This is a genomic window from Vreelandella sp. L-15 (assembly GCF_056857635.1).
This window is the reverse complement of sequence record NZ_JBSXNN010000019.1, coordinates 1-4,627: the sequence shown is the minus strand read 5'-3', so window position 1 is coordinate 4,627 and position 4,627 is coordinate 1. Positions and strand designations below refer to the sequence as shown.

At 54.5% G+C, this 4,627-nt stretch carries 5 protein-coding genes; 2 read left to right on the top strand and 3 right to left on the bottom strand.

Annotated elements, in window-relative coordinates; translation table 11 throughout:
- Window positions 1-146: 146 nt before the first annotated feature.
- From AC13CY_RS01385 to AC13CY_RS01375, 3 genes are all read right to left on the bottom strand, one after another.
- The gene (locus AC13CY_RS01385) at window positions 147-392 is read right to left on the bottom strand and encodes a hypothetical protein (protein WP_239392735.1); all 246 of its coding nucleotides are present in this window, start codon (window positions 390-392) and stop codon (window positions 147-149) included.
- A gap of 617 nt (window positions 393-1,009) precedes the next feature.
- Window positions 1,010-1,675 carry a hypothetical protein gene (locus AC13CY_RS01380; RefSeq protein WP_253557316.1) on the bottom strand — a complete coding sequence of 222 codons (666 nt, stop codon included), beginning with the start codon at window positions 1,673-1,675 and terminating at the stop codon, window positions 1,010-1,012.
- 135 nt (window positions 1,676-1,810) lie between these two features.
- Window positions 1,811-2,473, bottom strand: coding sequence for a tyrosine-type recombinase/integrase (locus AC13CY_RS01375; RefSeq protein WP_253557313.1), 663 nt, complete (start codon window positions 2,471-2,473; stop codon window positions 1,811-1,813).
- 355 nt (window positions 2,474-2,828) lie between these two features.
- Here AC13CY_RS01375 and AC13CY_RS01370 point away from each other — a divergent pair, with 355 nt between their 5' ends.
- The gene (locus AC13CY_RS01370; protein ID WP_230835072.1) at window positions 2,829-3,083 is read left to right on the top strand and encodes a hypothetical protein; all 255 of its coding nucleotides are present in this window, start codon (window positions 2,829-2,831) and stop codon (window positions 3,081-3,083) included.
- A 134-nt stretch (window positions 3,084-3,217) separates the two neighbouring features.
- Entirely contained in the window at window positions 3,218-4,453 is a 1,236-nt protein-coding gene (locus AC13CY_RS01365; RefSeq protein WP_230835073.1) for a hypothetical protein, read from the top strand.
- Window positions 4,454-4,627 lie beyond the last annotated feature (174 nt).

Here is a 4,627-nt window from a genome sequence, read left to right as displayed (position 1 = left end):
AACCTTTGCTTTAGTGCCCGGCAGGCTGTCGGCATAGAAGTACCGTACCTGCACTTCAAGACCACGTACCAGTTCATCCGGCATCAATGAGGTTCGATCAAGTGCGGGGTAAATGCTCTGGCTATTCACTGGGCTTTTCCTATTGATCAGTTGTTGGGTGCGGGTACCCAGCATTTCGCACCGTTGTAGTCATCGCCGCCTTCCGCAACGAACACATATCCCTCGGCATCGACCGCATAGGCTCCAGGTTGCTCATGGCAAGCATCACGCAAGCGATCTTTCCATCCGTACCCTTGCCCTTGCCACACAAGCACCACCCCGCCATCTTGCTCTGGGTACTTATATCGCCACTCTTTAGCAGCAGCACGTATAGTTGTGATTGAATCGGCCACGGGTGTTTTCCTATCACATGTTTTCGTTTTGTATTTCTTTGAGCACATCGTTGGTGAGTTTGATCATGGCCAGACGCTGGGATGCTGTATGCAAAAGCTTATCGCCAAGATCAGTGCGCTCGTAACAAACAATGAGCCGGGCTTTCCAGAACACTCCGTCAGTCTTTGGGTCAGGCTTAGCACCAGTCGCGGCGTTAACCCTAGCGCTACGGTATGCTAGCAGCCATTCATGCCTGCTAGCGTTGTAACGGCCTAGTCCTGGCTTGCGTGGAAAACACATCGCTTTTCCTCGATTAGTTACTATGGGCTTATTATGAAATATATTTCCCGAATTATCAAGAAATATATTTCACTCATTTACAGCCATCGGCAGCCCCCTAGCTGCATCATCGTAATACCGTGGGCGGTCAACGTCCGCGATAATCTGCATGACGCGCCGCCTGGTCATTCCCCAGCGTTCACTAAGCATTTGCGGCGTCCACCCCCTACTTTGCAACTCTGAACGAAACGCCTCTGGCGTCATTGGCACCAGTTGTTTAACTGCCACATTCAACCCTCTTTCCATGGAAATATGTTTCATATTATCGAGTGCGCCTCTGGAAGTCTATTAACTTCGACTAGGGTTTTGACTTCAGTAGCTCCCTCACCATGTCAATTTCATTCATCCAAGACTTAGTGCGCGGGCACCGCCAACCAACCAGCCTTTCGATTCTTGCGTAGTCGGCATCTAAATTACGTTGAAATACGGGTTCGTGGTGAGCTATCCGGTTTCGTAGCCCACGAACTTTCTCAAGTTCTTCGTATATCATTTGCCTGCATCGCTGCACTGCTACTCCCTGCGGTAGCCCCTGGAAAGCGGTTCGCAAATGAGGCTCCCACAAACGACGATCAAACCTTTTGGTGAACAATTTCCCCCAAAAGGCAAATTTAAGCTCGGGAATAACCTTGTTTGTATTTCCTGCGGGCACCTTGCCTCTAGCCTGGGCCAGCTCTTTCCGCATGCTGAAACCATACTTTGGGTCTGGCAAGCTTCGCTCAAAGCCAATCGCCCAAGGCCATTGATGCCCATATACGGCTTCTAGCACCTCGCCAGCAGCGTTTCTGATGGCTACCTCGCATATTTGCTGTGGAAACATGAAAGCGCCTGCAATTTGAGCATTCCAAGCGTATAGCTCTATCGTTCTCCGGGCATTGCGCATCCCGATTGATCCAGAATATGTGCTGAGGCGCTGGCTGGTAATTACTCGCTCTATTGCTTTGATGTCGGCAGCGGTTGTCAGCACGTTTTGTCTCCTTGACTTTATTATTTCTGAGCAATATGATGTTTTTCACTAGCTCTGGGAATTGTTGGCGTAAGCCTCCCCCCGGAGACAAGCGAGATAAAAGGCTCACCTTCGGGTGGGCCTTTTTCGTTTGGGCTATATGATTTTGCGGACGATATCGCCTAGTCTCGCAGGGTCACCAGCACAGAGCTTTTTAACCGCTTCAAGTGACTCGATGCCCAATATCTCGCTAATGTGTCGCAGATCAATCCCCCTGCGCTTTAGCTTCACAGCCAGTGTGCGCCTACCAGACTGAGCGCTTGCGCCTTCTATCCCTGCCTGATCAAAGAGCCGTGTAAAAATGCGGCTGAGCTGTGTAGCGCTGTAGTATGTCTTGCCGCCCCTGCGTTTTGCGCTAAGCTTCAACCCTTCCCCGGTGCGGCCAGATACAAACAGCGGCGACTCTGGATCAAGCCCGCGATAAGCTGCCTTACGGGTGGTAATGCCATGCCCACGCTCTAGCCGTTCGGCAAGGTGTGCGTCGATGGCATTAGTAAGTTTTTTGTTCGTCCAGCACAGTGGGCGAGTCTTTTGATTGTACGCGATAGCTGCTCTGACCTCTGAATCACGCTTAACTGTGCCATCCTCCTTGAGATAGTCATGCACCCGCAGACGACTCAGCTCAGTTACGGTCATGCCGGTACCAAAACATGCCAGCAGTAAAGCCGAATCGCGTAGGCCATTCTCGGTGCTGCTAATGCGGGCTACCTTTACGGCATGTTCAAGTTGGCCGTCTTCCACAACAATAGCTTTTGGCATCTATCATTCCACATGGTATTTATCTATTAATCCTAACATAACAGGGTGCAAAAAAGGCCAGAAAACGCCCCTGGCCTTGTCACTTCTCGCGTTCTAGGAAAATCCCCCACCGCCAGTTATCCAGTCACGATACCAGCCCCACCCCTGCAACCGGGATGCTGGCGAGCGAAGCGAGTGCATGACCAAACACGACGGCACCGAAACCGCGTCTGCACCACCCTCGACCGCCACCCCGAAACCACCCTGCCCCAATACCCCCTTTGCCAAACTTCTTTGCTGGTCTGGTGGGTGGTCAGCTCCACCCCTATCTCCTTGCGAGGCCAGCAATACAGCTGGTATGAAAAGGAGATAAAACATGAGCGCACCTGCCCAACCTGCTAGCAACCCCAAGGCAGACGATATTCTTAGCCTTTACCAAAGGCTTCATGATGGGCTATCGGATATGGTGGAGTCTGGGAGACTAACCCAAGCTGACATACCCGATGATTATGAATGGCTGGTGAATGAGATGCTGGTTCCTCTCGCGAACCACCCTTGCCATGACCGTAGTGAGCCGAATGAGGCCCGACCGTCTATAGCGGTAGAGGCAGTCGACTCTCACTGCTGCTGAATTGATGAAGAAACCTTCAAGCCCCTTGCTGCTAGCTTGGGGCTTCTCTCCCTGAGATGGCCTGCGAAGGGCACTCCCTGCCCTACCTCTTCTTGAGACCTGCAATCCCGCAGGAATGAGAGAGGAGAATGATCATGACTACCCAAGCGAGCAAGACCACTTGCTGGATTCCGAAGAGCCACCTTCCGGCCCTCAAAGTGAAAGTGGAAGCATTGGATCGCAAGGCAGCAAAGCTCGGCATGAAGCCGTTTAGCATCGAAGTGCTTGAAGAGACGGTGAAACCCTGGACGCGGGAAATCCTCGATCTCGAGGACAAGATCGGCTACCACCGCGAGGAGATGATCCGAGCCGTAAAGGTGCGCGTCACGGGAGAGCCGCCGCGGATCGATGGCTACCGGCTGGTTTCCAGGATCGACATGGCAGCTGCTGCGGCCGCCAGGGTCACTCCCTTGGCATGGGCCTATGATCGTCTTCCCGAGCCGTATCGGTCGGGTGAGGCGTCAGGGCATTGCGACCACTGCCATCAGCCGCGTGAGCGTCGTTGGCTGTTCCTCTTGGAGGAGATGGAAACCGGGAAGATTCTGGAGGTAGGCAAGACGTGCCTCAAGGACTTCCTCGGGCGTCAAGGAGGCGAAGCCATGCTTCGGCGTGCTCAGATCCTGTTCTCTGTGATCAACATGATCGAGGAGATCGATGAGGATAGGGGAGTGCAGGGAGGCAGGCCACCGGAGCCGGTGGTCGACCTTCGCTGGCTCATGTGCGCCGCGGCCATGCAGATCCGCAAGCGTGGATTCGTCTCGCGAGCGCGAGCTGAGGAAACCGGGGATCTGGCCACCGCTGATATTGTTGGCGAGATGACGCGCTCTAGCGTGATGCGCCGCAAAGGTATGGCGGCTTTTGCGTCTGAGGATGTCGCGAAGGCTGATGCTGTTCTCGCCTGGGCTCGGGAGGTGTTGCCGGCGAAGGTCGACCACTCCGAGTTCGAGACGATGATCGTGCATCATGCTCGGTACGACATGGTAGGTCTCAGGCGCGGGGTCGGGGTGATGACAGCAGCTATCACCGCCTACGACCGCCATAAGGAGCAGGCGGCTGGCCAGGAGGGGCTTATAGCCTTGGGCTATGCCGGCGAGCCGGGCGAACGCCTGGAGCTGGTGTGTGAACGCAAGCGGTCCTTCACTTCGGAGACGAAGTGGGGGCTGATGTGGAAGCACATCTTCTGCGACACCGATGGTCGGCAACTGGTCTGGAAGACCGGCAAGGCCATCGAAGAGACGAAAGTGAAGCTGAAGGGGCGTGTGAAGGAGCACGGTGAATACCGGGGGGTTCCCCAAACCGTGGTGACGCGCTGCTCGATTCAGCCAGCATGATGTTTCATCCGCCCCTGCACGCTCAGCGTCAGGGGCTTTTTGTTTGCCCGGCGAAGCCGGCAAACCCGGCCATCTGAAAGAAGATGGCGTCACCCCGACTGAGGGGAAGACAATCCGACTGGCAAGGGCGTCACTGGCCAACGGTGGGGTCTGAAGGAAGCCATAGGAAGTTAA

Coding starts and splice junctions, on each gene's coding strand:
- AC13CY_RS01375 (WP_253557313.1), bottom strand. CDS start 2,473: ATGCCAAAAGCTATTGTTGTGGAAGACGGCCAACTTGAACATGCCGTA.
- AC13CY_RS01370 (WP_230835072.1), top strand. CDS start 2,829: ATGAGCGCACCTGCCCAACCTGCTAGCAACCCCAAGGCAGACGATATT.
- AC13CY_RS01365 (WP_230835073.1), top strand. CDS start 3,218: ATGACTACCCAAGCGAGCAAGACCACTTGCTGGATTCCGAAGAGCCAC.